We start from the raw sequence: 24,535 nt of genomic DNA, 5'->3' as shown, positions 1-24,535 counted from the left end.
GCTGCTCAGACCGTCGCGCTCCGCCAGCCACAGCGCCCGGCGTTGAATTCGTGCCGGCAGGTCGCCGCCCGCGCTGCGGGCCATTCTATTCGCTTCCAGATCGTCCAGGGCCCCGGCGTGTTCTTCGCGCAGGCGGATAGTTTCAGTCAGCCAGAGGTTAGTCAGTTCAGTCACGCGGCATCCCGTCGCTCAATTGAGCCGTGAGCATAACCGCTGTAGCGCTTGTCGGGGGGCTACGTTGCGAGAAGCTAAGGCTCTGGTATCCTCGCCGACATGACTAAATCACTCCCCCTCAGCCTGATCGCAGCCCTCGGTGAAAACCGTGTGATCGGCGTCGACAACAGCATGCCCTGGCACTTGCCGGGGGACTTCAAATACTTCAAGGCCACCACTCTGGGCAAGCCGATCATCATGGGGCGCAAGACTTGGGATTCCCTCGGTCGCCCGCTGCCGGGAAGGTTGAATCTCGTCGTCAGTCGCCAGGCCGATCTGCAGCTCGAAGGCGCCGAGGTTTATCCGTCGCTGGAAGCCGCAGTGGTTCGCGCGCAGGAATGGGCGAACGAGCAGGGCGTCGACGAGGTGATGTTGATTGGCGGTGCGCAGTTGTATGCCCAGGGCATGGCGCAGGCGGATCGGTTATATCTGACCCGTGTGGCGCTTAGCCCTGAAGGGGATGCATGGTTTCCGGAGGTTGATCTGGGGCAGTGGACGCTGGTTTCAGAAGTGCCAAACCCGGCCTTGGATGGTAAACCTGCGTACAGCTTCGAGGTCTGGGAAAAAGCCTGTAGGAGCGAGCTTGCTCGCGATGGTGGATAACGATAACGCTGGCCATCACAATGATCGCGGCGCTTTCGAATCCATCGCGAGCAAGCTCGCTCCTACAGGGGCTGGCTATCGATGTGAATCAGGCCTGAGTCAACGCCGAATGCTCATCCGCATCCAGCAATTCTTTAACCGTCTGCTGCATGATCTGGCTGGTCACTGCACCCGCTGCAATCGAACCGCTCACGTTCAACGCCGTGCGGCCCATATCGATCAGCGGCTCAACCGAAATCAGCAACGCCACCAGTGACACTGGCAAACCCATTGCCGGCAACACGATCAGCGCGGCAAACGTCGCGCCACCGCCGACCCCGGCCACTCCAGCCGAACTCAAGGTAATAATCGCCACCAACGTCGCGATCCATAGCGGGTCCAGCGGGTTGATGCCCACGGTCGGCGCAACCATCACTGCCAACATCGCCGGGTACAGGCCGGCGCAGCCGTTCTGGCCGATGGTCGCACCAAACGAGGCGGCGAAGCTGGCGATAGATTGCGCAATCCCCAGGCGGCTGGTTTGGGCTTCGATGCTCAGCGGAATTGTCGCGGCGCTCGAACGGCTGGTGAAGGCAAATGTGAGCACTGGCCAGATCTTGCGGAAGAAGCGCAGCGGATTAATCCCGGCTGCCGCCACCAGCAGGCCGTGTACGACGAACATCAAGCCCAGGCCGATGTAGGACACCACCACGAAACTGCCAAGCTTGACGATGTCTTGCAGGTTGGAACCGGCGACCACCTTGGTCATCAGCGCCAACACGCCATAGGGGGTCAACTTCATTACCAGACGCACCAGGCGCATTACCCAGGCTTGCAGGGTGTCGATGGCGTTGATCACTTTCTGACCTTTTTCAACGTCATCCTTGAGCAGTTGCAAGGCGGCAACCCCGAGGAAGGCCGCGAAGATCACCACGCTGATGATCGAAGTCGGCTTGGCGCGCGCCAGGTCGGCGAACGGATTTTGCGGGATGAACGATAACAAGAGCTGCGGCACATTCAGGTCCGCGACCTTGCCTGCGTAGTCGGTCTGGATGGTTTGCAGGCGGGCCATTTCCTGGGTGCCGGCGACCAGGCCTTCAGCTGTCAGGCCGAACAGGTTGGTCAGGCCAATACCGACGAGGGCGGCGATGGCGGTGGTGAATAGCAGCGTGCCAATGGTCAGGAAGCTGATTTTGCCCAGCGACGAGGCGTTGTGCAGACGCGCCACCGCACTGAGGATCGAGGCGAACACCAGCGGGATCACGATCATTTGCAGCAGTTGCACGTAACCATTACCCACCAGATCGAACCAGCCGATCGACGCCTTCAGCACCGGGTTGCCAGCACCATAAATGGTGTGCAAAGCCACGCCGAACACAACGCCCAGCACCAGTGCGAGCAGAACTTTTTTCGCCAGGCTCCAGTTGGAGTGACGGGTTTGCGCCAAGCCGAACAGCAAGGCAAGGAACACCAGCAGATTGAGGATCAGCGGCAGATTCATGAAAACTCCGAGTAAGACTTGTGCCCGTTGCCTTGCGGGGCAGGTGCGAACCGGCAAGCCTAACAGCTTGAAAAATAATGAATTAATACCAAAAACGCATGGTAGCTGTCGTTTTTGGAATAAGCGCATGTCGCTTTCTGGAGCGCAGCTGGCGCAATGGAGACGTGAGCCGTCGCAAGCAGGTGGGGACTGTCACACTAATTTGATAGCGTCGATCTCTTTGAATCAGGGAGAACTACGATGAAGCTTGCACCGAAATTTCTGGTTGCAGCACTCTGCCTGGGCTTGGCTGGCCAGGCCTTCGCCACGGACCTTAAACATTGGCCAGCCGATCAGGCCAAGGCGCTGGACGCGATGATCGCGGCCAATGCCAACAAAGGTAACTACGCGGTGTTCGACATGGACAACACTAGTTACCGTTATGACCTCGAAGAGTCATTGCTGCCGTTCATGGAGAACAAGGGCCTTATCACTCGCGACAAGCTCGACCCCTCCTTGAAACTGATCCCTTTCAAAGACACCGCCGAGCACAAGGAAAGCCTGTTCAGTTATTACTATCGCCTCTGCGAGCTCGACGACATGGTCTGCTATCCATGGGTCGCGCAGGTGTTTTCCGGTTTCACCCTCAAAGAGCTCAAGGGTTACGTCGATGAGTTGATGGCATCAGGTAAACCGGTGCCGGCCACTTACTACGAAGGCGACGTGGTGAAGAAACTCGACGTCAACCCGCCGAAAATCTTCACCGGGCAGAAAGAGCTCTACAACAAGCTGATGGAAAACGGCATCGAGGTCTACGTGATGACCGCTGCCTCGGAAGAGCTGGTGCGTATGGTCGCCTCGGATCCGCAGTACGGCTACAACGTCAAGCCGCAGAACGTAATCGGCGTGAGTCTGTTGCTCAAGGACACCAAGACCGGCGAACTGACCACCGCACGCAAGCAGATCACCGCCGGCAAATATGACGAGAAAGCCAACCTCGGCCTCGAATTGACCCCGTACCTGTGGACCCCGGCGACGTGGATGGCGGGCAAGCACGCGGCGATCCTGACTTACATCGACGAGTGGAAAAAACCGGTACTGGTCGGCGGTGATACGCCAACCAGTGATGGTTTCATGCTGTTCCACAGCGTCGACGTGGCCAAGGGCGGCATTCACTTGTGGATCAACCGCAAGGACAAGTACATGACTCAGATTAACGGGATGATGGCGAAGAATGCTGCGGCCCAGGCCAAGGAAGGGTTGCCGGTGACGGCAGACAAGAACTGGGTGATCGTGAAGCCTGAAGAGATTCAATAACACCGAGGTGCTGCCATCGCGGGCAAGCCCCACAGTTGATTCGGGTTGTCTGCAAAGTTGTGGATGGCAGTGTCCGAGTTGATAGCAAAAAAAATGCCCCGCTCTTGGCGGGGCATTTTATTACTGCGACTGACGCTTACAACCCGTCAAGCATCGCCTTGTCACGCACCGCACCCTTGTCGGCGCTGGTCGCCAGCAGCGCGTAGGCCTTCAGGGCCGTGGTCACTTTGCGTGGACGTTTTTCCACAGGCTTCCAGCCTTTCTGATCCTGTTCGGCACGGCGGCCAGCCATTTCTTCGTCGCTGATCAGCAGGTTGATCGAACGGTTCGGAATGTCGATCAGCACCTTATCGCCGTCCTGAACCAGACCAATTGCACCACCCGCTGCGGCTTCCGGCGAAGCGTGGCCGATGGACAGGCCCGAAGTGCCGCCGGAGAAGCGACCGTCGGTGAGCAGGGCGCAGGCCTTGCCTAGGCCTTTGGATTTCAGGTACGAAGTCGGGTAGAGCATTTCCTGCATGCCTGGGCCGCCTTTCGGGCCTTCGTAACGGATGATCACGATGTCGCCGGCCTTTACTTCGTCCGCGAGAATGCCGCGTACGGCGCTGTCCTGGCTTTCGAATATCTTCGCGTTGCCTTCGAACACGTGGATCGACTCGTCAACGCCAGCCGTTTTCACCACACAGCCGTCCAGCGCGATGTTGCCGTACAGAACGGCCAGGCCGCCTTCTTTCGAGTAAGCGTGTTCAACACTGCGGATGCAGCCGTGTTCACGGTCGTCGTCCAGGGTTTCCCAGCGGGTCGACTGGCTGAACGCCGTTTGCGTCGGGATGCCCGCCGGGCCGGCTTTGAAGAAGTGATGCACTGCCTCATCGTCGGTCTGGGTGATGTCCCACTTGGCAATGCCTTCGGCCAGGGACTTGCTGTGCACGGTCGGCAGGTCGGTGTGCAACAGGCCGCCACGGGCCAGGGAACCGAGGATGCTGAAGATCCCGCCGGCACGGTGCACGTCTTCCATGTGGTACTTCTGGATGTTCGGCGCGACTTTGCACAGCTGTGGCACGTGACGGGACAGACGGTCGATATCGCGCAGGTCGAAATCGATCTCGGCTTCCTGGGCGGCGGCCAGCAAGTGCAGGATGGTGTTGGTGGAACCGCCCATGGCGATGTCCAGGGTCATGGCATTTTCGAACGCCTTGAAGCTGGCGATATTGCGTGGCAGTACCGACTCGTCGTTCTCGCTGTAGTAACGCTTGCACAGCTCGACGATGGTGCGGCCAGCCTGCAGGAACAGCTGTTCGCGGTCACTGTGGGTGGCCAGGGTCGAACCATTGCCCGGCAATGCCAGGCCGAGGGCTTCGACCAGGCAGTTCATCGAGTTGGCGGTGAACATACCTGAGCACGAGCCGCAAGTTGGGCAGGCGCTACGTTCGTACTCGGCGACTTTCTCGTCAGAAGCGCTGGAGTCGGCGGCGATCACCATGGCATCGACCAGGTCGAGACCGTGGGAGGCGAGTTTGGTCTTGCCGGCTTCCATCGGGCCGCCGGAAACGAAAATCACCGGGATGTTCAGGCGCAGGGAGGCCATCAGCATGCCGGGGGTGATCTTGTCGCAGTTGGAGATGCAGACGATCGCATCGGCGCAGTGGGCGTTGACCATGTACTCGACGGAGTCGGCAATGATCTCGCGGCTCGGCAGCGAATACAGCATGCCGTCGTGGCCCATGGCGATGCCGTCATCGACAGCGATGGTGTTGAATTCTTTGGCCACACCGCCAGCGCGTTCGATTTCGCGGGCAACCAGCTGGCCCAGGTCCTTGAGGTGGACGTGGCCCGGTACGAACTGGGTGAAGGAGTTGGCAATGGCGATGATCGGCTTTTTGAAGTCGTCATCTTTCATCCCCGTGGCGCGCCACAGTGCGCGGGCGCCGGCCATGTTGCGGCCGTGGGTGGATGTTTTCGAGCGGTAATCAGGCATGAAGCACTCCAGGCGGCTAATCAGGTATCAAAAGGGAAGTGAGCTTCTATTGACGTCTGGAACACTCAGAAATGGCCGTGTGTCCGGAAGTTGCCGATAACTTTGCGGGATCGCCGCGCGCTTCAGCTTGAGCTCATAAACCCGCCGGGGGATGACTGGCGATGAATGAGGCGATTCTACACGGCTGGCGGCTAGAGGGAATGCCGGTGAGTGCGCAGGGAGTGCTTACGAGACGTGCGGGCGCCCTGTAGGAGGACGGTCTCCGTGGGGTGCCAGGCTGCCAGCGTCATCGTTGACGCCCATCGCGAGCGAGCTCGCTCCTACAGCCAGATGGCGTCCCACAGTGGATAGTCACCGATACGTGCGACCAACCCTGCTTGTAATGGGTTGGCGATAACGTATCGAGCCATCGCTTTCAGATCTTCCTCGCGGCGGAGCGCCCGATCGAAGTAGCCTTTTTGCCATACAGGAGCAGAAACCCCCCGCGCCTGATTGATGGCTCTCGCGCTGCGAGATTTGGTCGTTTGCATCAGCTTCGGCAAATCACCATTGTGCAGTTCAACCAGCCAGTGGAAGTGATCAGGCATGACAACCCAGGCCAATGAAGTGGCATTACTGTCTTCCTGGGCTCGTCTGAGTTCATTGACCTGCAGCCGTCCAGTACGCCAATCCTTGAAGTTTGGTTGTCGTCGATGGGTAACCCAGTCAGAAGATAAATACGGCCGGGTTCAGAGTAACGGCCAGTTCGTAAGCAGTGGGCTCTTGGCGTGCTGGACATTCCGTTGTCCTCATTCTGGGTACAAGAGAAACGGTAGATGCATGACTGGCGGTTGTCGCCGCGACAGTAGTTCCGGATATGTCACGGCCACTGCAGGAGCGGCGTATCCGGCCATGACGCAACACCCTGTAGGAGCGAGCTTGCTCGCGAAAAACCAGAGGGCGCCGCGGGGTGCCAGGCTGCCCGCGTTATCGTTGGCTGCATGATGTGAGGTTAATGCGCGTGATCAGCGCGTTCACAGCCAGACCCGCAGCGCTGAGTATCAGGAAGCACGAGGCAAGCGCCGTGGTCAGGTCTGCGGATGCCAGATTGATCACCACGCTGATCACTCCACCGCACATGAAAATCATCACACCACCCACCGACGAGGAAGTGCCGGCATCCTGTGGGTAGAGGGTCATGGCCTTGGAGTTGGCGATCGGCCTGGCAATGGTGGTGCCGGCGGTGCAAATGAGCATCGGTATCAGCACCGCTGCGGCAGTGAGGCCAACCAGGCTGGCGAGCCACAGCATGGCCAATCCCGAGAGGGCAATCAGTCCCAGGCCGATGATGATTTGGGTATTGGCCTGCAGGCGCCGATGCAGCGCGCTGGCGACTATCCCCCCGCAAATGTAAGCCACGCCGTACAACAACAGTGCCCAGGCAAATTCGTACGGCGTGAGCGCCAGGCGCTCCATGAAAATGATCGGCGAGATGACGATGAATGAAAAATGACAGGCAAAAGCCAGCGCCGAAATCAGCCAATAGCCCATGAACCGTGGGTCCGAACACAGGCGCCAGTAGGCGCTGAAAAAGCGCCTGGAGGCCGGATTGCGACTGCGTGGGGTTTCCTTGAGTAGCACACCAGCCTTAGTCCAGACGATGACCGCCAGGGCGATGAAGACATAGAAACTGCCGTTCCAGCCCAGATGCATTTGCAGCCATGTTCCCAGCAGCGGTGATATGGAAATGAAGACGCCTCCCGCGGTGGTCATCCAGATCCTGAGGCGCTCCTGTTCCCTGCCGACGAACAAATCCTGGATCAATGCCTGCGACAGCACGAAGGAGCCGCAGCCCACCGCCTGGACAACGCGGAAAACCAGGAACCAGCCGTAGTCAGGGGCCATCAGGCAGCCTGCCGCACCGATCACCGAGATGGCGATACCGATCAGCAGAAGCTGCCTGCGTCCCCATAAGTCCGACAACGGCCCCACCAGCACCACGGATATCCCCAAGCCGATGGCGAACAGGCTGACAGAAAGAGCGATCTCCGATGACGAGGTCTGGAAGTGGTCAGACAGCGCGGGAAATGACGGGAGGACAACGTCCAGGGGGAAAACGCCCAGCAGCGTCAGGGTCATTAATAGTAGGATCAGCGAGGATTTTTTCGCAGTGTGCGCAGCAGGGGACATCGACAATGCTCTCGATCCGTGAGGGGTGGTCGAGAGTTGGCTTGATGAGCATGGAAGTCAATACAGGCCCTGTAAGACCTTTCTGAGTCTGTTGTAGGAGCGAGCTTGCTTGCGAACTCCGAGATGAGTCTCAACCCGCCAGCGTTGCGAATTTTGTTAATGAGTGTGCGAGCGCTAGCGCGCGAAACCACCACTGGGTATCTCGGCCGATAAAGTGCCATGTCAAGATGTCTTAATGCCTTCCGAGCCAAAAGTCTCGTGAATTATATTAAGGCGCACATGCCATTTGAATGCCGAAAAGCATCATGTTCTCGCGTGTATACCTGTCAGCTCTGTCAGTAGATTTCAAGTAGGTTGTGATGCAGGCTTGTCACCCTGTCCACAAGGAATGAGGGAAATCTCATGATTGCATCATCTGTTTTATCAAATTATGCGAAAAAAATGCATGTGTTACGAAAGGCTCTATGCCTGATGGGCATCTTTTCTTTTAGTGCTGTTGCAGAGGTGAAAAATAATATCGGCACGTCCGAAGAGCTTTCGACGACTGCCGTAGTGGCTCCGGATAAACAAGGACTTCGTTACGCAGTACCTACCGATACCCAAGGAAGAAGCCTGGTTCCAGGTCAGACTTATGAAGTGTACGCAACTTATGTATGTTCCGGAGTTACAACCCAGAAGCCAATCACCTGGCGTGTGAGTGGAGGGGGTGGCGTGTTTTCTTATACGTGGAGTACCCATTGGTCTGCAACACAACGTTCTGTGGTATATCTTTCGCGAATGCAGGCTGATAATAGAATGGAGTTTTTTGATAGGATAAAAACCCCCTATACCATATTAGGCTTAGGGCCTTATAACTATGTGTATAGTAGTCGAGATCATTGGTTTGTGGCCTACCAAAAACCTTATGGTGGCAACCCAAATTATTATGCGTTTGGTGTGCAGGGCAAATCGTATTGGCTAGGGGTGAAGTGCAGCGATGGCATGCTCGTGCAAGAGTATGACTATACTAAGGATGCCACTTGGTTTTCATTTGAAAGACTATGACGTGAAGTGCCTGCGCTGCATAATGCCCGTGTAGGATATGTATTCGATATATTATTAACTCCACAATCAATAACCTCAGGCTAAGTCAGAGGTTATTGTGTGAAGGTCCAAAGCGCCCGATGTGCCGGCTGTACAGTCTCAGAACATAGTCTCTGCAAGCGATGAGCACTCTGTCAGTCGGCACTCGGGAGTTTCTCAGCTGTTGGGCAGCAAACGGCAGGTGATGCTCTTGATGTACCGCGTCTCGGCAATTGCCGGGTGAACCGGGTGATCCGGGCCTTGGCCGCCGCGTTCCAGCACCTGGATGTTGCGGTCCAGGTGGCGGGCGCTGGTCAGAAGGATGTTCTGCAGGTCATCTTCCGGCAGGTGCATCGAGCACGAAGCGCTGATCAGGATGCCGTCCTTGGTGAGCAGGCGCATGGCTTGCTCGTTCAGGCGACGGTAGGCGCCTTCGCCATTTTTCATGTCTTTCTTGCGTTTGATAAACGCCGGCGGGTCGGCCACGATCACGTCGAAACGTTCTTCGCTGGCTTTGAGTTCTTTCAGGGCATCAAACACATCGCCTTCGAGGCAGGTCATTTTCTCGGCGAAGCCGTTCAGCGCAGCGTTGCGCTCGACACCGTCGAGGGCGAAGGCCGAAGCGTCGACGCAGAAGACTTCACTGGCGCCGAAGGCAGCCGCTTGCACGCCCCAGCCGCCGATGTAGCTGTACAGGTCGAGTACGCGCTTGCCCTTGGCATAAGGCGCCAGGCGTGCACGGTTCATGCGGTGGTCATAGAACCAGCCGGTTTTCTGGCCTTGAATGACCGGTGCTTCGAATTTCACGCCGTTCTCTTCCAGCGCGACCCACTCAGGCACCAGGCCGAATACGGTCTCGACGTAGCGGTTGAGGCCTTCGGCGTCACGGGCGGCGGAGTCGTTCTTGAACAGAATGCCGCTTGGCTTGAGCACTTGGGTCAGTGCGGCAATCACGTCTTCCTTATGCGCTTCCATGGTCGCCGAGGCGATCTGCACCACCAGGATGTCGCCGAAACGGTCGACTACCAGGCCTGGCAGCAGGTCGGAATCACCGTAGACCAGGCGATAGAACGGCTTGTCGAACAGGCGATCACGCAAGGACAGGGCAACGTTGAGGCGGTGCACCAGCAGCGACTTGTCCAGCGGCAACTTGATGTCGCGCGACAGCAGGCGGGCGCAGATCAGGTTGTTCGGGCTCATGGCAACGATGCCCAGCGTCTTGCCACCGGCGGCTTCGAGGATCGCCTGATCGCCGGCCTTGAAGCCGTGCAACGGTGTGGCGGCAACATCGATTTCGTTGCTGTAGACCCACAGGTGGCCGTTTCGCAGGCGACGGTCGGCGTTGGCTTTGAGGCGCAGGCTAGGCAGGGACATGACGTCGCTCCGGAAAAAAGAGCGGGAGTATAGCGTGTTGGGGTCGGTGGCGGGCTTGGAGGTGATGAAACGCCGGCTCCCACAGCGCTTTGGTGCCGAATGCAAATAATGCATGCACAGCAGATCCCTGTGGGAGCGGGCTTGCCCGCGAAGGCGGTCTCGAATTATTACTCGGAGAGTGCGGCAATCAACTCCCGATTGAACGCAGGAATATCATCCGGCTGGCGGCTGCTGATCAAGTTGCCGTCCTTCACCACTTCCTTGTCGACCCAGTTAGCCCCTGCATTTACCAGATCGTCTCTGAGCGTCTTGTAGCTGGTCATGGTCTTGCCGTTGACCAGTCCGGCAGACACCAGCAACCAGCCACCATGGCAAATCACTGCGATCGGCTTGCCGGCCGAGGTGCCGGTCTTGACCAGATGCTGGGCGTTCTGGTCGAGGCGGATGGTGTCGGAGTTCTGCACGCCGCCTGGCAGGATAATGGCGTCGTAATGGTCGACGCTGGCCCCCTTGAAAGTGCCGTCGACCTTGAAATCATCTGCGGGCTCGTCGTGATTCCAACCTTTGACCTGGCCTTCCTCGGCCGACAGGATATCGACTTGGGCGCCGACCTCCTCAAGAGCCTGTTTTGGGCCCGTGAGTTCGACCTGTTCGAAACCATCGGTAACCAGAATCGCGACACGCTTGCCGTTCAGGGAATTGGACATGATTACAGCTCCTGAAAAGATTGAATTATTGCGTGTGGGCATTACTCAGTCCGAAGCCTGGGCGCGGATGAAAGTTCCTTCGATGTGCCCGCTGGTGTGTCGGATCCAACTTCATAAAGGTTAGAATTGCCGCCTGTCCCCGAGCGTGTACTTATGTCCCAAGAGCTGACCACCGAACAGATTCAACAGACCCTGCAAGGCATTAGCGTGCCGGCGCAGCCGCAGATCATGGTGGATTTGCAAATGGAGCAGTACATGCCGGACCCGGACCTGGAGGTAATTGCCAAGCTGATCTCCCAGGACCCCGGCCTGTCCGGTTCACTGTTGAAGATCGTCAACTCGCCGTACTACGGCTTGAGCAACAAGATCGCCTCGATTCAGCGCGCGGTGAATCTGCTGGGTAGCCGTTCGGTCATCAACCTGATCAATGCGATGTCGATCAAGGGCGAGATGAACGATGACACCATTGTCACTTTGAACCGCTTCTGGGACACCGCTCAGGACGTGGCGATGACCTGCCTCACACTGGCCAAGCGCCTGGGTGGTCAGGCAGGTGACGAAGCCTACGCTTTGGGCCTGTTCCACGACTGCGGTGTGCCGCTGATGCTGCAGCGCTTCCCCGCCTACATGAGCGTACTGGAGGAGGCTTACGCCAACGCTAGCGCGGAATGTCGGGTGGTCGATACGGAAAACAGCCGGTTCAACACCAATCATGCTGTTGTGGGCTACTACACGGCCAAGTCCTGGCGCCTGCCGGAACACGTGTCCCATGCGATCGCCAACCATCACAATGCTCTGGCGATCTTCAGCGACGACTCGTCACGCAACAGTCAGTTGAAGAATCTGCTGGCGATCCTCAAGATGGCCGAGCATATCTGCGTGTCTTATCGGGTGCTGGGCAATCAGAAAATCGACCACGAGTGGAACAGCATCAGCCATCTGGTGCTCGATTATGTCGGCCTCTCGGACTACGACTTCGAGACCCTCAAGCAAACGATTCGCGACCTTGGCAATCACCGCTGAGTGCTGATCCTTCTTTGACAACGTCCTGATTCGAGTTCGCCATGCCTGAACTGCCAGAAGTTGAAACAACTCGCCGCGGGATCGCGCCACACCTTGAAGGCCAGCGCGTCAGCCGGGTGATTGTGCGTGATCGACGCCTGCGCTGGCCGATACCCGAGGACCTGGACGTGCGGCTATCCGGGCAGCGCATCGTGCTGGTGGAGCGGCGAGCCAAGTACCTGCTGATCAATGCCGAAGTCGGCACCTTGATCAGCCACTTGGGCATGTCCGGCAATTTGCGCCTGGTGGAAGTCGGCACCCCGGCCGCCAAGCATGAGCACGTGGACATCGAGTTGGAATCAGGCTTGGCGCTGCGCTACACCGACCCGCGACGGTTCGGTGCAATGCTGTGGAGCCTTGATCCGCTCAATCACGAACTGCTGACACGCCTGGGGCCGGAGCCGTTGACCGAGCTGTTCGACGGCGAGCGCCTGTTTCAACAGTCCCGCGGGCGATCTATGGCGGTCAAGCCGTTCATCATGGATAACGCAGTGGTGGTGGGCGTGGGTAATATCTACGCGACCGAAGCGCTGTTCGCCGCCGGAATCGACCCGCGCCGCGAGGCCAAGAGCATTTCCCGGGCGCGTTATCTGAAACTGGCGATCGAGATCAAGCGCATCTTGATCCACGCCATCGAGCGCGGCGGCACCACCTTGCGCGACTTTATCGGCGGTGACGGGCAGCCGGGTTATTTCCAGCAGGAATTATTTGTCTACGGCCGCAGCGGCGAGCACTGTAAGGTCTGCGGAACCGGGTTGCGGGAAGTGAAGCTGGGACAGCGCGCCAGCGTCTTTTGCCCCCGTTGTCAAAGCTGACAGGTTCGACAGGCTATAGTCAATGTTCACTGCCCAGCCGAAGGACCGTGCCATGAATTCGTTTCGAACCCTTGTCGTCGTGTTGTTGTTAAGCGTCGCTGCGCCGGTACTGGCAGCCAGCAATGGCAGCGGCGACCCGCGCTACACCATCCAGAATCCTCCGGCTTACGCCATGATCGGCGACTTGCTGATCGCCCGACCCTTGCTGGTGGTGGCGACGGTGATCGGTGCCGGTGCGTTTGTGCTGTCGCTTCCGTTTACTGCGTTGGGCGGCGGCATTGGGGATGCGGGTCAGGCGCTGGTGGTGGATCCGGCGCGGGCAGCGTTTGTACGGTGTTTGGGATGTATCGGGGAGGGGTTTGAGCAGAGGGAATGAAGGTGTTCAGAGCTTTGGTATGGCTGATGGCCCCTTCGCGGGCAAGCCTGCTCGCACAAGGATTCGCTGCGCACACTGTGGTAGTGGGCTTGCCGCCAAGGGGCCATCAACCACACAACAGAAATCAGGCCTTACCGGTAATCACCCGATATTTAGCCATCAACTGCTCTTGAGTTTCCGGATGCGCCTCATCCAGCGGAATGCAATCCACCGGGCACACTTGCTGGCACTGCGGCTCGTCGTAGTGGCCGACGCACTGGGTGCACAGGTTGGGGTCGATCACATAGATCTCTTCGCCTTGGGAGATCGCAGCGTTCGGGCACTCAGGTTCGCAGACGTCGCAGTTGATGCAATCGTCGGTGATTATCAGGGACATGCTAACTCCAGCCAGGGTGCAAGACCCGGGCGCTATAAACCAATGCGCGCAATTGTGCCGCATTGGCGCTGTAGGAGCCAGCTTGTTACGGCCGGCTCCTACCGGTTTACTTTTTGAAGCGTTCGGTCAGGGCGTCCGCCACCGCAGGGTGCACGAACTTGGTGATATCGCCGCCAAGGGCCGCAATTTCACGGACCAGCGTCGAAGAGATGAACGAATATCGCTCGGACGGAGTGAGAAACAGACTTTCCACGTCCGGTGCCAGCTGACGGTTCATGTTGGCCAGCTGAAATTCGTATTCGAAGTCCGACACTGCGCGCAAACCACGGAGAAAAACGTTGGCGTTTTTCTCTTTGGCGAAATGCGCCAGCAGCGTCGAGAAACCGACCACTTCCACGTTCGGCAGATGTTTGGTGACCTCGCGAGCCAGCTCCACCCGTTGTTCCAGGGGAAACAAGGGGTTTTTCTTCGGGCTGGCGGCGACGGCAATGATCACGTGATCGAACAGGCGCGAGGCGCGTTCGACCAGATCGCCATGGCCCTTGGTAATAGGGTCGAAGGTACCTGGGTACAACACTCGGTTCATCGCGTCGTCCTGGCGGGAGTCCGTTGGGGAGTCGGATGGTATCGCAGCCTTCCCGGTCGGCCAAGTCGCCAGTTGGGTAAGAAAGCACTATAGACGATGGGAATATTCCTCGTTTTCACGGGTTTTTTAAACGATCGGCGAGGAAAGTGGCCAATTGCGCGGTCAGTCCGTATACCGATAATTGTGGGTTTGCACCAATGCTGGTGGGGAACAGCGAGCCATCATGGATCGACAGATTGCTGATCTGGTGGTGACGGCCGAGGCTGTCGGTCACGGCGTTTTTCGGATCTTCGCCCATGGCGCAGCCTCCCATCACATGAGCACTTCCCAAGCGGGTGCGGTACAGCTCCAGGCTCAAACCGTCGATCAGCGTGCGCGCTTCGGCCAGGGTTTTAACGTGTCGAGCATCAGCGTGCATTGGCATTACCGCATTGGCGCCGCCGGCGAACTGGATTTCGGCCATGCTGTGGAACGCCCGGCGCAAGCCGTCCCAGGCGTAGGCAGAAACCTGGTAGTCGAGGACCGGGGTGTCATCCCCGCGCAATTCGACGCTGCCACCAGGACTGTCCGGGTGGAAACCGTCGCGCAGCAGCGCCAGCATGGCGTGGGTGTGCGGCAGATTTTCCATGTGTCGGGAGTTTTCTTCGCCGAAGCCGCCCAGCAGGGTGGTGGCCAGTGCCGGGTGCAGAGGTGGCACCTCCAGTTTGTAGGACATCTTGCCGCTGGTACCGTCTTGCCACTGGAAATGATCGGAATAAATCGACTGCGGGGCGCCGTAGAACGGGTTGATCACCTCATCGAACAAGCCGACGGACATGTTCACCAGGTGCAGGAACGTGCGTTTGCCCAGGCGTTTGTGAGGGTCGGGGGCGGCGGAGCGCAGCAGCAGTGCCGGACTGTTGATGCCTCCACCAGCCAGTACGTAATGCCGTGCCTTGACCGTGACAGTCCTGCCCGTTGGCGCAACGCAGCGCTCATCCATAGCGACACAATTCAGGCCGGTGACCTTGCCGTCCTTGATCAAGAGCTTTTCAGCGCGCGCCAGATAAAGTAATTCACCGCCTTTTTCCAGGGTCGCGGGAATGGTGGTCACCAGCATCGACTGCTTGGCGTTGGTCGGACAGCCCATGCCGCAATATCCCAGGTTCCAGCAGCCGCGAACGTTGCGCGCAATCACATGCCAGCTGTAGCCCAGTTTCTCGCAGCCTTTGCGGATCACGTCATTATTGGCGTTGGGCGGTACCATCCATGGGGAGACCCCCAGGCGCTGCTCCATTTTCTCAAACCAGGGCGCCATGTCGGTGGGGCTGTGGCCTATTACGTCATGTTCCCGGGCCCAGTGTTCGAGCGTCGGGGGCGGGGTGCGGAAGCTCGATGTCCAGTTGATCAGCGTGGTACCGCCCACTGCGCGCCCTTGCAGGATGGTAATGGCGCCGTCCTTGCTCATGCGGGCGATGCCTTCCTGATACAGGCTGGTGTAGGCCTGGTCTTCGAGCATCTTGAAATCGCTGCTGGTCTTGAGTGGGCCTTCTTCGATAAGCAGCACCTTGTATCCGGCGGCGCTGAGAATTTCCGCAGTAGTGCCGCCACCTGCTCCGCTGCCGATAATCGCCACGTCGGCTTCCAGGGTCAGGTCCTCGGTCAGTTGCGAACCGTTGTAGGTTTTCCAGCCGCGGGCCAGGCCTTCACGGAACGGATCAGGTACGGGCATGTTCGGGTTCTCGTTATTGTTTTGGTTTTGTGGTGAGGCTACCGACGCCATCGCGAGCAGGGTTACGCGATAAAGGTGGGAGTGAGCCTGTTCGCGATGGCATTCCCCCGGTCTCAGACTGCAGGCGGCCCCGGATACCCGCAATGTGCCCACGACTCCTGCCGGCTATACCAAGCCATCATCACCAACTGCAGCAGCGAGTTATGGCCCATGCGCAGCAAACTCAGCGAACTGTTTTCCCAGCGATCGAGGAACTGCCGGATTTCATCGGCGCTGGCATTCTCCCAGCTCCCCCAGACTCCGGTCAGCGGACCGCGAGTGACGGTCAATCCCAGAACGTCGAACAACTGCTGTGTCAGCTTGAGCATCTCCGGCGAGAGGTGATTCAGGCTGTTATCCAGATTTTTTAGCGTGTTATCGACGGCTTGCGCCATTTTTTCGGTGGCTACCGCGCCATCGAGCAGCACTGGAATCAGTGCGCGCAAAAACAGCAGGTCGCCTCGGCGCAGGATCGCGAAACCGCTGGCTGGAGTAGTTGAGGAGCAGCCGCTGAGGCTGGCGCCCAATCCGGCCGTGGCAAGGAAAGCAGTTGCTCCCAGGCTGAATTTCAGCAGGCCGCGACGTGACAGTTCAGGTGTATCGGACAGGCTGGGGCTCATTATTGTTATTACCCGGCGATAAGGTTTAGCGAATGAACAGTTTCTGGATGAGTCTTTGGATGGTTTTGCCATAAGGTGGATAGATCAGCTTGGCCGCATTAAAACGCTGCTTGATCAACACCCCCTTGGCTTTGCTGAACGTCAGAAAACCCTCGTGACCGTGGTAGTGACCCATGCCCGATGCGCCGATACCCCCAAATGGCATGTCGTCCTGAGCCACGTGCAGCAAGGTGTCATTGAGGCAGACACCGCCGGAGTGGGTTTCATGAAGAACGCGATCCTGTTCGCGCTTGTTGTAGCCGAAGTAATACAGGGCGAGCGGGCGGGGGCGCTGGTTGATGTATGTAAATGCCTGATCAAGATCGGTATAGGGCACGATAGGCAACACTGGGCCGAAGATTTCGTCCTGCATCACGGTCATGTCATCGCTGACGTTGAGCAGCAGGCTATGGCCCATGCGCCGACCCTGTCCCTGCTCGAACAGCGGAATCAACAGCGCGCCTTTGCTGGTGGCGTCGCTTATGTAGCCGTTGAGGCGCGCCAGTTGGCGGTCATTAATGATGGCGGTGTAGTCCGGGTTGTCCGCCAGTGTTGGATAGAACCCGCGAACGGCCTGGCGATAAGCTTCAACGAAACCTCCGACCCGGTCTTGCGGCACCAGCACGTAGTCCGGAGCCACGCAGGTTTGCCCGGCATTGAGGGTCTTGCCGAAGGCGATGCGCTCGGCAGCATCTTTAAGCGGCACATCGCTGGACACGATAGCGGGGGATTTGCCGCCGAGCTCGAGGGTCACCGGTGTGAGGTTCTCGGCCGCCGCGCGCATTACGTGCTTGCCGATGCTGGTGGCGCCGGTGAACAACAGATGGTCAAAGCGCAGTCGGGAAAATGCTACGCCAATATCAGCTTCGCCGAGCACGACGCAGACCAGATCCTGGGGGAAGATGCGCCCCAGCAGTTGCTTGAGCAGCAATCCGGTGGCAGGCGTGGATTCACTGAGCTTGAGCATCACCCGGTTGCCCGCCGACAACGCGCCCACCAGCGGCCCAATGGCCAGGTACAACGGATAGTTCCACGGCACGATCACGCCGACCACGCCCAATGGCTGGTATACGACTTTGGCGCTGGCTGGCTGGAAGGCAACCCCGACCTTGCGCCGCGAGGGTTTCATCCAGCTTTTGAGGTGCTGGCTTGCGTAATGGATACCATGCAGGCTGGGCATCAGTTCGGCGAGCAGGGTTTCATCGGCGCTGCGGTGACTGAAGTCCTGGCTGATGGCGTCGATCAGGGCCTGACGCTCATTGCTGAGCAGGTCCCTTAGCGCTTTCAGCCATTGCTGACGCTGAGCCGCAGGTGGCATCGGGTTGGTAGCGTACGCAGCGCGTTGAGCATCAAATAGGCTGCGTAATTCATCCAACGGCTGCTGCAAATTTTGCAGATAGGCGATGTCAGCGGTCATGGTCAGCTCCGGATTTTTATTTTACTGAAACACTTTCTAGAGTCTATGCTCTATAAAGTCAACTGACATCCTGGTGCAGCTTTGTTTTATCCGTTTACGGATAGGCCGTAAGATGCTCTTCATCGCATTCCTGAATTAAAGCTCAAGCCATGGCACCTCGAATAAAAACTAGCGAGCGCATCGTGCAGAACAGCCTCGAGCTGTTTAACCAGCAAGGCGAACGCAGCATCAGCACCAACCATATTGCCGCCCACATGGAGATTTCTCCGGGCAACCTGTACTACCACTTTCCTAACAAGCAGGCGATCATCGCCGTACTGTTCAGTGAGTACGAAAGCCTGGTGGACAGTTTTCTGCGCCCGCCGCAGGGCCGCGCCTCCACGGTTGAAGACAAGCGTTTCTATCTCAAGGAACTGCTGGCGGCCATGTGGCGATATCGATTTTTGCATCGAGACCTCGAGCACCTGCTCGACAGCGATCCGGAGCTGGCCGGGCGCTACCGGCGCTTTTCCCAGCGCTGCCTGATTCATGGCACCCACATCTACGCCGGCTTCGTCGAGGCCGGGATCCTGCGCATGGACAAGGTGCAGATCGAGTCCCTGACCCTCAACGCCTGGATTATCCTGACCTCCTGGGTGCGCTTTCTCTGCACTACGCGAGACAACTCCAATCACTTGAGTGAGCAGGCCATCAAGCGCGGGGTGTATCAGGTGTTGGTGCTGGAGGCCGGTTTCGTTACGGATCAGGCGCGGGATGCGGTCAATGCGCTTTATGAAGAATTTTATGTGCCATTGGGTCAGGCGCTTGAAGAAGCGCATGAGGATTCAGAACCGCTTTAATCACAGGAGCCCGTTATGCCTATTGCGCAGTTGATCAGCCCGCAAGCGTTGGACCTGAAGAAGGAGCAGCCGGGGCTGGTGATCCTGGATTGTCGTTTTGCCCTAGAGGACCCGGACTACGGCCAGCGCAGTTACTCGGAAGGCCATATCGCCGGGTCGAGTTTCGCCGACCTGGAGCGTGATCTGAGCGGGGCGGTCGTCAAGGGAGTGACCGGCCGACATCCGTTGCCAAACCCCGAAGACCTGATCGAACGACTGCAGGCTTGGGGCATCAATGCCGACAGTGAAGTGGTTCTGTATGACGACGGCCCCGGTGCTTTCGCGGCGCGAGCCTGGTGGTTGCTGGCCTGGCTGGGCAAGCGTGATGGCGTGTTTATCCTCGATGGCGGACTCAAGGCCTGGCATGCCGCCGGCCTGCCACTGAGCCTGGACGCTCCCGGTAAAGAGCGCGGCACCTTTACCGGTCAGCCGGACGCCTCGTTGCTGTTGAGTTCCGAACAATTGCAGCAGCGGCTCGACCGGCCGGCCATGACCTTGCTCGATGCCCGTGCCTTGGCGCGTTTCAAGGGTGAAGTGGAGCCGATCGATCCTGTGGCCGGGCACATTCCCGGTGCTCAGTGCGCAGCGTTCACCGACAACCTGGGCGTCGACGGGCGATTCCTGCCGGCGGATCAGCTCAAGCAGCGCTTTGCCGCGAAACTGGCAGGCCGTTCGCCGACGGAGCTGGTGGCATATTGCGGGTCTGGCGTGACAGCGTGCCACAACCTGTTCGCCCTGTGCTTGGCGGGTTATCCGCTTGGGGCGTTGTATGCGGGGTCCTGGAGCGAGTGGATCAATGATCCAGCACGGGGCATCGCCCAAGGCGATTAACCGCAAACCCATACCTGTAACGGTCCCTGTAGGAGCGAGCTTGCTCGCGATGGAGGTGAACGATAACGCGGGAAATCTGACGCCGCGCGGCGCTCTCAGGCTTTTCGCGAGCAAGCTCGCTCCAGGGGATTTGCCAGCCACGCCGGGATACGCCGCTCCAGGTAATATCCCGGCTGCCTGATCGAGCCATCGACAAAGCCGACATGCCCGCCGCTGGCGTGCAATTCGAACTGGATGGCTGCGGATAATTCGTCGGCCTGGGGCAGGCTGTGCGGGAATACAAACGGATCGTCAGCCGCCTGGATCATCAGTGTTGGAGTTTCGATCTGCCCAAGGAAATAACGGCTCGAGGCTCGGCGATAATAATCTTCGGCATTGGCATAACCGTGCAGAGGGGCAGTTACCCGGCCATCGAAGTCCCAGAAAGTGCGCATGTTCTCCAGAGAGCCCAGAGCTGCCAGCGCCGCCAGCCCGTCCTCGCGTCCGTCATGCTGGAACTGGCGCTGCTTGTTCTTGATGTAGGCCACCATCTCGCGCATGAAGTGCGCCTGATAGACCCTTGAAAACCCCTGGCCGATGCGATCGGCACATTGATCCAGGCGAAAGGGCACCGATACCGCCACCGCACCCTGTAAGCCACTGTCGCCGCCGGTTTCGCCCAGGTACTTAAGCAGCACATTAGCGCCTAGTGAGTAGCCGACTGCGTACAGGGGAGCGAGTGGCCGCCTGGCGCGCAAATGCTTGAGGGTCTCAGCCAAGTCTTCACTGGCGCCGGAATGGTAACTGCGCGGCAGCAGGTTGGGTTCCCCCGAGCAGCCGCGCCAGTTCAGCGCGACACTGGCCCAGCCTTGGGCCGCCAGCGCCTTTTGCACGCCGGCGACATAAGGTGAATTCGAAGAGCCGGTCAACCCGTGCAGCACCAGCACCAGGGGTGTGTCTGCGTTATGCGGGCCATGCCAGTCGAGGTCAAGAAAGTCACCATCCTCAAGCCATAGGCGCTCGCGCTCGCGTTCAATATGGGTGGTTTTACGCCACAGCGGTCCCCACAAAGTCTGCAAGTGCGGGTTGCCAAGGCCGAAGGCGGGGGTGAAGCGTTTTGACGGAAGGGACACGATTGCTCTCGAGGCAGAGGTGCTTGCCTCTGCTGAGGCATGCACCTTTTCAGGCGGGTCGATTAACCGGCGATCTCTGCCATACGTTGCCACAGTGAGTAGTACACCCGCCCGGATTTCTGCTCCCGGTGCAGGCGCCAGTTGCCAGGCAAACCAAGGCTTGATGGCGCGTTTTCGCTCTCGGTATAAATCCAGGCCTCATCGGCCAGCCACTGGCGCTCTTCAAGAAGGGTGCACACGGTCGGCAACAGGTTCTGGTTGAACGGTGGGTCGAGGAATACCAGGTCGTAAGCGACGGCAGCCTGGGTTTCCAGGTAGCGTAAGGCGTCGGCCGTCTGGATTTGCCCGGTGGTGCAGCGCAGCGTGCCCAGGTGCTCCTTGATGCTCGATACGGCAATGTTGCTGGCGTCGAGCGCCTGGCCCATCGCTGCGCCACGGGACAACGCTTCGAGGAACAGCGCACCGCTCCCGGCGAACGGGTCGAATACTTTCGCCCCGGCGACATAGGGCGCGAGCCAGTTGAACAGGGTTTCACGCACCCGGTCCGGCGTCGGGCGCAAGCCCGGTGCATCGGGGAAGCTCAGCTTTCGGCTACCCCATTCGCCGCCAATGATGCGCAATTGATTCACGCCGTTATGCACGTTGTGAACAGGTTTTTTAGGGCGAGAACTGGCCATTAATGCTCCGGAACCCCGAGCGGTTGCTCGGCAGGTTTATCAGTAGGGGCCGGTAACGGCTTTTGCGGCACGGTCGGGCCAGCGCTGACGATGACCATTTTGTCCGTGCTCAGGTGTTTGTTCAATGCCGCCTTGACCTGCTCGACGGTCAGGCTTTGCGACTCGCGCATGAAGTCGTCCAGGTAACTCAGCGGCAGGTTGTAGAACCCCATGGCGCCCAGTTGGCCGACGATATCGGCATTACTGGCAGTGGACAGCGGGAAGCTGCCGGCCAGTTCGCGCTTGGCGTCGTCGAGTTCTTTCTGGGTCGGGCCGGTCTTGAGGTAGTCGGCGAGGACATCCTGCACCAGCTTCAACGTCCCTTCGCTCATTTCGGCGCGGGTCTGCAGGTTGATCATGAACGGGCCGCGCGCCTGCATCGGCGTGAAGCCGGAGTAGACACCGTAGGCCAGGCCGCGTTTCTCCCGGACTTCGGTCATCAACCGAGTACCGAAACCGCCACCGCCAAGGATCTGGTTGCCCATGGACAATGCTGCATAGTCCGGATTGGCACGGTCGATGCCCAATTGCGCGAGCATCAGGTTGGTCTGCTTGGATGGGAACTCGATATGGCCGACGCTGGCCTTGGGCTCTGCCGGTTGCGCGATTTTCGCAAGTGCCGGGCCTTTTGGCAGAGCACTGGAAACTTGCGCGGCAATCGCCTCGGCATCGGCGCGCGAGAGGTCTCCCACCAAGGCAATGACCACGTTGCCAGCTGCGTAGGCTTTCTCATGGAAGGCCTTGAGTTGCGCCAGGGTAATGGCAGGAATGGTTTTCGCCGTGCCGTCGCTCGAATGGGCGTAGGGGTGATCGCCGTACAAACGGTTCATCAGTTCCATGCTCGCGAGTTTGCCGGGGTTTTGCTTCTGGTATTCGAAGCCGGCGAGGATCTGGTTCTTGATGCGCGCAAAGGAGTCGGCAGGGAAGGTCGGTTTACCTACTACTTCAGAAAACAACTCCAGGGCTGGCGCGCGTTTATCCGCTGCGCTGAGGCTGCGCAGCGAGACCAGCGCCATGTCCTTGAATGCACCATTGCCAAAGTCGGCACCCAAGCCTTCAAAGCCTTGGGCGATAGCGCCGACATCCTTGCCTGCAACGCCTTCATTGAGCATGGCGTTGGTCAGCAGGGCCAGGCCTGGCGCATCGCCGTCCTGGCTGCTACCGGCTGCAACAATCAGGCGCAGGTCGAACATCGGCAGCTCGCGAGCTTCGACGAACAGTACTTTGGCGCCTTCGGCGGTGTTCCAGGTCTGCACGTCGAGCGTGCGGTGGCTCGGCGCCTTGCCATCGAGCTCGGCCAGGGATTGCAGCTTCTGGCTGGACTTGGCCTTGTCGAGGGCCTCGCTGGCCGTCGAGTCATCGGGCCGCAGCAAGTAGACGGTCGCGGAGCCGATCAGCGCGACAACGATAAGGCCGATCAGCGCCAGGCTCGGTTTTTTACGCTCACTCATGAGTCGTCTCCTGTGGCAGTACATGGGCGACGCTGAGACGTTCGCGGGTGAAATACAGCTTGGCGGCTTTCTGGATGTCTTCCGGGGTCACGCTTTCCAGGTCGGCGAGCTCGGTGTCCATCAGCTTCCACGACAGGCCTACCGTCTCCAGCTCGCCGATGGCGGTGGCCTGGCTGGTAATTGAGTCGCGTTCGTAGACAAGGCCGGCGATAACCTGTGCCCGCACTCGCTCAAGTTCTTCGGCGGTAGGCGCGGTGGTTTTCAATTGGTCGAGCAGTTTCCACAAACCGGCCTCGGCCTGGGCGATGGTTTTGTTTTTCTGGGTGTTGGGGGTAGCCGACAAGGTGAACAGGCTGTCGCCACGGGTATAGGCGTCATAGCTCGACGAGCCGCCGGACACCAGTTCTTCACCTCGCTCCAGTTGAGTCGGGATGCGTCCGCTGTAGCCGCCGTCAAGCAGCGCCGAAATCAGACGCAAGGCGTTTACCGATCGCTTGTCTTCGGCGGTGGCGATGCTCGGCACATTGAAGCCCAGCATCAGGCTCGGCAATTGGGTCTGCACGTGCAGGGTTATCTTGCGTTCACCGGGCTCGGCCAATTCCAGAGGCTGTTTCGCTGATGGAACGTCACGCTTGGCGATCGGGCCGAAATAGCGCTGGGCCAGGCTCTTGACCTCGTCCGGAGTGACGTCGCCGACCACCACCAGGGTGGCATTGTTCGGTACGTACCAGGATTGGTACCAGTGACGCAGCTCTTCGACCTTCATGCGGTCCAGGTCGGCCATCCAGCCGATGGTCGGCGTGTGATAGCCGCTGGCCGGGTAAGCCATGGCCTTGAAGCGCTCATAAGCCTTGGACATCGGCTTGTCATCAGTGCGCAGGCGACGTTCTTCCTTGATGACTTCGATCTCGCGGGCAAACTCGTCAGGTGGCAGGCGCAAGCTGGCCATGCGGTCGGCTTCAAGTTCGAAGGCCACGCCCAGGCGATCCCGGGCCAGTACTTGGTAATAGGCGGTGAAATCGTCGCTGGTGAATGCGTTCTCTTCAGCGCCCAGGTCGCGCAGGATCAGCGAGGCTTCGCCGGGGCCGATTTTTTCACTGCCCTTGAACATCATGTGTTCCAGTGCATGGGACAAGCCTGTCTGGCCTGGGGTTTCATAGCTGGAGCCGACCTTGTACCAGACTTGGGAAACGACCACCGGGGCACGATGGTCTTCGCGCACCACGACCTTCAAGCCGTTGTCCAGGGTGAATTCGTGGGTGGGTTGGGGGGCGGCAGCCATGGCTGAGAGTGGCAGACAAACTGTGCTGAGCAGCAGGCCGGCAGCGCGGCGGGCAAGAGCATTCATTCGTTTTTAAACCTGTTGGGCTGCCCGCTTGGTCTTAGCGTCAGCGGGCGAGAGGGTGCTAGGATACTGATCCGTTTTAGCGGCGGCCACGCCTATCAGGCCTTGATGCTTGATCAGGTTGTATGGGTTCGCGACGGGAATTCGACATTTATCAGCAGAGTTGTACTTTTTCGCCGATTTTGCCGCATCAGTCCTGTGTTAAATCGTTTTCCTGAGGTGTCCTGGGTACCTCTACAAAATGTTGCGCGTGAACAAGCTCGATCAATCGCAGTCTGT

22 protein-coding genes and 2 pseudogenes are annotated in these 24,535 nt (G+C 58.9%); 8 read left to right on the top strand and 16 right to left on the bottom strand.

Annotated features, from left to right (window positions below; translation table 11 throughout):
- A pseudogene (locus L9059_RS27645) lies at positions 1 to 174 on the bottom strand (DUF2868 domain-containing protein); the annotation flags it as partial.
- Between the two features lie 99 nt (positions 175 to 273).
- On the opposite strand from L9059_RS27645, the gene L9059_RS27640 reads away from it, so the two are divergent.
- Positions 274 to 816, top strand: a complete 543-nt coding sequence (locus L9059_RS27640; protein WP_247294133.1) for a dihydrofolate reductase — start codon at positions 274 to 276, stop codon at positions 814 to 816.
- Between the two features lie 88 nt (positions 817 to 904).
- Here the strand turns inward: L9059_RS27640 and L9059_RS27635 are convergent, their stop codons facing one another.
- A complete protein-coding gene (locus tag L9059_RS27635; RefSeq protein ID WP_247294132.1) occupies positions 905 to 2,296 on the bottom strand; it encodes an L-cystine transporter in 1,392 nt (463 codons plus the stop codon).
- A gap of 240 nt (positions 2,297 to 2,536) precedes the next feature.
- Between L9059_RS27635 and L9059_RS27630 the strand changes: the two genes are divergently transcribed.
- A complete protein-coding gene (locus tag L9059_RS27630) occupies positions 2,537 to 3,592 on the top strand; it encodes an HAD family hydrolase (RefSeq protein ID WP_247294130.1) in 1,056 nt (351 codons plus the stop codon).
- A gap of 136 nt (positions 3,593 to 3,728) precedes the next feature.
- Here the strand turns inward: L9059_RS27630 and ilvD are convergent, their stop codons facing one another.
- The 3 genes and pseudogenes from ilvD to L9059_RS27615 all read right to left on the bottom strand — a co-directional run bounded on the left by ilvD (position 3,729) and on the right by L9059_RS27615 (position 7,739).
- Positions 3,729 to 5,570, bottom strand: coding sequence for a dihydroxy-acid dehydratase (ilvD, locus tag L9059_RS27625; RefSeq protein WP_247294128.1), 1,842 nt, complete (start codon positions 5,568 to 5,570; stop codon positions 3,729 to 3,731).
- A gap of 320 nt (positions 5,571 to 5,890) precedes the next feature.
- Positions 5,891 to 6,348 (bottom strand): annotated as a pseudogene (locus tag L9059_RS27620) (REP-associated tyrosine transposase).
- Between the two features lie 188 nt (positions 6,349 to 6,536).
- Positions 6,537 to 7,739 (bottom strand): Bcr/CflA family efflux MFS transporter, encoded by a 1,203-nt coding sequence (locus L9059_RS27615; RefSeq protein ID WP_247294125.1) that lies wholly within the window; start codon positions 7,737 to 7,739, stop codon positions 6,537 to 6,539.
- Positions 7,740 to 8,141: 402 nt separating this feature from the next.
- On the opposite strand from L9059_RS27615, the gene L9059_RS27610 reads away from it, so the two are divergent.
- Positions 8,142 to 8,783: a hypothetical protein gene (locus L9059_RS27610; RefSeq protein ID WP_247294124.1), complete on the top strand. Its 642-nt coding sequence runs from the start codon at positions 8,142 to 8,144 to the stop codon at positions 8,781 to 8,783.
- A 195-nt stretch (positions 8,784 to 8,978) separates the two neighbouring features.
- On the opposite strand, the gene L9059_RS27605 is transcribed toward L9059_RS27610, so the two are convergent.
- Together L9059_RS27605 and L9059_RS27600 are read right to left on the bottom strand one after the other, a co-directional pair.
- The gene (locus L9059_RS27605; RefSeq protein WP_247294122.1) at positions 8,979 to 10,175 is read right to left on the bottom strand and encodes a class I SAM-dependent rRNA methyltransferase; all 1,197 of its coding nucleotides are present in this window, start codon (positions 10,173 to 10,175) and stop codon (positions 8,979 to 8,981) included.
- A 167-nt stretch (positions 10,176 to 10,342) separates the two neighbouring features.
- Positions 10,343 to 10,882, bottom strand: a complete 540-nt coding sequence (locus L9059_RS27600; RefSeq protein ID WP_247294120.1) for a type 1 glutamine amidotransferase domain-containing protein — start codon at positions 10,880 to 10,882, stop codon at positions 10,343 to 10,345.
- Positions 10,883 to 11,089: 207 nt separating this feature from the next.
- Here L9059_RS27600 and L9059_RS27595 point away from each other — a divergent pair, with 207 nt between their 5' ends.
- Genes L9059_RS27595 through L9059_RS27585 form a run of 3 tightly spaced genes read left to right on the top strand, consistent with a single transcriptional unit; the run spans position 11,090 to position 13,135 of the window.
- Entirely contained in the window at positions 11,090 to 11,905 is an 816-nt protein-coding gene (locus tag L9059_RS27595) for an HDOD domain-containing protein (RefSeq protein ID WP_247294134.1), read from the top strand.
- A 41-nt stretch (positions 11,906 to 11,946) separates the two neighbouring features.
- Positions 11,947 to 12,759 (top strand): bifunctional DNA-formamidopyrimidine glycosylase/DNA-(apurinic or apyrimidinic site) lyase, encoded by an 813-nt coding sequence (gene mutM / locus L9059_RS27590; RefSeq protein WP_247294118.1) that lies wholly within the window; start codon positions 11,947 to 11,949, stop codon positions 12,757 to 12,759.
- 52 nt (positions 12,760 to 12,811) lie between these two features.
- A complete protein-coding gene (locus L9059_RS27585) occupies positions 12,812 to 13,135 on the top strand; it encodes a multidrug transporter (protein ID WP_247294117.1) in 324 nt (107 codons plus the stop codon).
- 124 nt (positions 13,136 to 13,259) lie between these two features.
- Here the strand turns inward: L9059_RS27585 and L9059_RS27580 are convergent, their stop codons facing one another.
- The 5 genes from L9059_RS27580 to L9059_RS27560 all read right to left on the bottom strand — a co-directional run bounded on the left by L9059_RS27580 (position 13,260) and on the right by L9059_RS27560 (position 17,923).
- Positions 13,260 to 13,511: a YfhL family 4Fe-4S dicluster ferredoxin gene (locus L9059_RS27580; RefSeq protein ID WP_247294115.1), complete on the bottom strand. Its 252-nt coding sequence runs from the start codon at positions 13,509 to 13,511 to the stop codon at positions 13,260 to 13,262.
- A 106-nt stretch (positions 13,512 to 13,617) separates the two neighbouring features.
- Positions 13,618 to 14,097, bottom strand: coding sequence for a pantetheine-phosphate adenylyltransferase (gene coaD, locus L9059_RS27575; RefSeq protein ID WP_045059801.1), 480 nt, complete (start codon positions 14,095 to 14,097; stop codon positions 13,618 to 13,620).
- Between the two features lie 115 nt (positions 14,098 to 14,212).
- Positions 14,213 to 15,808, bottom strand: a complete 1,596-nt coding sequence (locus tag L9059_RS27570) for a GMC family oxidoreductase (protein WP_247294113.1) — start codon at positions 15,806 to 15,808, stop codon at positions 14,213 to 14,215.
- A 113-nt stretch (positions 15,809 to 15,921) separates the two neighbouring features.
- Positions 15,922 to 16,467, bottom strand: a complete 546-nt coding sequence (locus L9059_RS27565) for a twin-arginine translocation pathway signal protein (RefSeq protein WP_247294111.1) — start codon at positions 16,465 to 16,467, stop codon at positions 15,922 to 15,924.
- 25 nt (positions 16,468 to 16,492) lie between these two features.
- Positions 16,493 to 17,923, bottom strand: coding sequence for a coniferyl aldehyde dehydrogenase (locus L9059_RS27560; RefSeq protein ID WP_247294110.1), 1,431 nt, complete (start codon positions 17,921 to 17,923; stop codon positions 16,493 to 16,495).
- Between the two features lie 149 nt (positions 17,924 to 18,072).
- On the opposite strand from L9059_RS27560, the gene L9059_RS27555 reads away from it, so the two are divergent.
- A complete protein-coding gene (locus L9059_RS27555; protein ID WP_247294109.1) occupies positions 18,073 to 18,762 on the top strand; it encodes a TetR/AcrR family transcriptional regulator in 690 nt (229 codons plus the stop codon).
- Between the two features lie 15 nt (positions 18,763 to 18,777).
- A complete protein-coding gene (locus L9059_RS27550; RefSeq protein ID WP_247294108.1) occupies positions 18,778 to 19,632 on the top strand; it encodes a sulfurtransferase in 855 nt (284 codons plus the stop codon).
- A 95-nt stretch (positions 19,633 to 19,727) separates the two neighbouring features.
- Here L9059_RS27550 and L9059_RS27545 read toward each other — a convergent pair whose 3' ends face one another.
- The 4 genes from L9059_RS27545 to L9059_RS27530 form a co-directional block, all read right to left on the bottom strand.
- Positions 19,728 to 20,744, bottom strand: a complete 1,017-nt coding sequence (locus tag L9059_RS27545) for a hydrolase (RefSeq protein ID WP_247294106.1) — start codon at positions 20,742 to 20,744, stop codon at positions 19,728 to 19,730.
- A 62-nt stretch (positions 20,745 to 20,806) separates the two neighbouring features.
- Complete coding sequence (gene rsmD / locus L9059_RS27540; RefSeq protein WP_247294105.1) at positions 20,807 to 21,421, bottom strand: 16S rRNA (guanine(966)-N(2))-methyltransferase RsmD; 615 nt, start codon at positions 21,419 to 21,421, stop codon at positions 20,807 to 20,809.
- Positions 21,421 to 22,911 (bottom strand): M16 family metallopeptidase, encoded by a 1,491-nt coding sequence (locus L9059_RS27535; protein WP_247294104.1) that lies wholly within the window; start codon positions 22,909 to 22,911, stop codon positions 21,421 to 21,423. Before L9059_RS27535 ends, rsmD begins: the two co-directional genes overlap by 1 nt.
- The gene (locus L9059_RS27530; RefSeq protein WP_247294103.1) at positions 22,904 to 24,259 is read right to left on the bottom strand and encodes a M16 family metallopeptidase; all 1,356 of its coding nucleotides are present in this window, start codon (positions 24,257 to 24,259) and stop codon (positions 22,904 to 22,906) included. Before L9059_RS27530 ends, L9059_RS27535 begins: the two co-directional genes overlap by 8 nt.
- Positions 24,260 to 24,535: the final 276 nt, after the last annotated feature.

The sequence above is a fragment of the Pseudomonas violetae genome, assembly GCF_023072615.1.
GTDB lineage: Bacteria > Pseudomonadota > Gammaproteobacteria > Pseudomonadales > Pseudomonadaceae > Aquipseudomonas > Aquipseudomonas violetae.
This window is presented reverse-complemented; position numbering and strand designations above follow the sequence as displayed.

Excerpts from the sequence above, each read along its gene's own strand:
- mutM (WP_247294118.1), top strand. The coding sequence starts at position 11,947 with ATGCCTGAACTGCCAGAAGTTGAAACAACTCGCCGCGGGATCGCGCCA.
- L9059_RS27580 (WP_247294115.1), bottom strand. The coding sequence starts at position 13,511 with ATGTCCCTGATAATCACCGACGATTGCATCAACTGCGACGTCTGCGAA.
- L9059_RS27640 (WP_247294133.1), top strand. The coding sequence starts at position 274 with ATGACTAAATCACTCCCCCTCAGCCTGATCGCAGCCCTCGGTGAAAAC.
- coaD (WP_045059801.1), bottom strand. The coding sequence starts at position 14,097 with ATGAACCGAGTGTTGTACCCAGGTACCTTCGACCCTATTACCAAGGGC.
- L9059_RS27555 (WP_247294109.1), top strand. The coding sequence starts at position 18,073 with ATGGCACCTCGAATAAAAACTAGCGAGCGCATCGTGCAGAACAGCCTC.
- L9059_RS27605 (WP_247294122.1), bottom strand. The coding sequence starts at position 10,175 with ATGTCCCTGCCTAGCCTGCGCCTCAAAGCCAACGCCGACCGTCGCCTG.
- L9059_RS27615 (WP_247294125.1), bottom strand. The coding sequence starts at position 7,739 with ATGTCCCCTGCTGCGCACACTGCGAAAAAATCCTCGCTGATCCTACTA.
- ilvD (WP_247294128.1), bottom strand. The coding sequence starts at position 5,570 with ATGCCTGATTACCGCTCGAAAACATCCACCCACGGCCGCAACATGGCC.
- L9059_RS27565 (WP_247294111.1), bottom strand. The coding sequence starts at position 16,467 with ATGAGCCCCAGCCTGTCCGATACACCTGAACTGTCACGTCGCGGCCTG.
- L9059_RS27600 (WP_247294120.1), bottom strand. The coding sequence starts at position 10,882 with ATGTCCAATTCCCTGAACGGCAAGCGTGTCGCGATTCTGGTTACCGAT.
- L9059_RS27550 (WP_247294108.1), top strand. The coding sequence starts at position 18,778 with ATGCCTATTGCGCAGTTGATCAGCCCGCAAGCGTTGGACCTGAAGAAG.
- rsmD (WP_247294105.1), bottom strand. The coding sequence starts at position 21,421 with ATGGCCAGTTCTCGCCCTAAAAAACCTGTTCACAACGTGCATAACGGC.
- L9059_RS27635 (WP_247294132.1), bottom strand. The coding sequence starts at position 2,296 with ATGAATCTGCCGCTGATCCTCAATCTGCTGGTGTTCCTTGCCTTGCTG.
- L9059_RS27530 (WP_247294103.1), bottom strand. The coding sequence starts at position 24,259 with ATGAATGCTCTTGCCCGCCGCGCTGCCGGCCTGCTGCTCAGCACAGTT.
- L9059_RS27535 (WP_247294104.1), bottom strand. The coding sequence starts at position 22,911 with ATGAGTGAGCGTAAAAAACCGAGCCTGGCGCTGATCGGCCTTATCGTT.
- L9059_RS27570 (WP_247294113.1), bottom strand. The coding sequence starts at position 15,808 with ATGCCCGTACCTGATCCGTTCCGTGAAGGCCTGGCCCGCGGCTGGAAA.
- L9059_RS27610 (WP_247294124.1), top strand. The coding sequence starts at position 8,142 with ATGATTGCATCATCTGTTTTATCAAATTATGCGAAAAAAATGCATGTG.
- L9059_RS27630 (WP_247294130.1), top strand. The coding sequence starts at position 2,537 with ATGAAGCTTGCACCGAAATTTCTGGTTGCAGCACTCTGCCTGGGCTTG.
- L9059_RS27560 (WP_247294110.1), bottom strand. The coding sequence starts at position 17,923 with ATGACCGCTGACATCGCCTATCTGCAAAATTTGCAGCAGCCGTTGGAT.
- L9059_RS27585 (WP_247294117.1), top strand. The coding sequence starts at position 12,812 with ATGAATTCGTTTCGAACCCTTGTCGTCGTGTTGTTGTTAAGCGTCGCT.